Origin of the sequence: Amycolatopsis kentuckyensis, assembly GCF_041679295.1 — a bacterium.
Classification (GTDB): Bacteria; Actinomycetota; Actinomycetes; order Mycobacteriales; family Pseudonocardiaceae; genus Amycolatopsis; species Amycolatopsis kentuckyensis_A.
In genome coordinates, this window is record NZ_JBGDMD010000048.1 from 1 (window position 1) to 520 (window position 520).

The 520-nt window shown below is 68.3% G+C and carries 2 protein-coding genes; both read right to left on the reverse strand.

The window, feature by feature from the left end; genetic code table 11:
- On the reverse strand, positions 1-269 hold a 269-nt coding region (locus ACERZO_RS50330), incomplete at its 3' end, for an integrase core domain-containing protein (RefSeq protein WP_372673164.1).
- On the reverse strand, positions 266-520 hold a 255-nt coding region (locus tag ACERZO_RS50335; RefSeq protein ID WP_372673165.1), incomplete at its 5' end, for a DDE-type integrase/transposase/recombinase. The genes ACERZO_RS50335 and ACERZO_RS50330, both read right to left, overlap by 4 nt.

Genomic DNA, 520 nt, shown 5'->3' on the forward strand with positions numbered 1-520 from the left:
GGGCTGAGGTAGTCGAGGCTGGAGTGACGGCGGCGGGTGTTGTACCAGCCTTCGATGTAGCCGAAGATTGCCTGGTGAGCCTGGGTTCTGGTGGGCCAGGCCCGGCGGTCGAGCAGTTCGGTTTTGATGGTCGCGAAAAACGACTCCGCGACCGCGTTGTCCCAGCACTGCCTCTTACCTCCGGCCGAGAGCCGGACCCTGCCCTGCGCGGCGGTGCGAGCGAACTGGGCCGAGGTGTATTGGCAGCCGCGGTCGGAGTGGAAGATCACCCCCGCCGCTGGGTGAGCGCCTTACGCAACGCGGTGTCGATCAGGTCGGTGTGCAGGTGATCGGCGGTGGCCCAGCCCACGACTCGCCGGGAGGCCATGTCGATCACGGTGGCCAGATACAGCCAGCCTTCCCAGGTCGGGATGTAGGTGATGTCTCCGCACCACCGCGTGTTGACCGCGGCGGGGTGGCAGGTGAAGTCGCGGGTGATCAGGTCCGGGCGGGCCGGCGCGGCAGGGGCGGCGACGGTGGT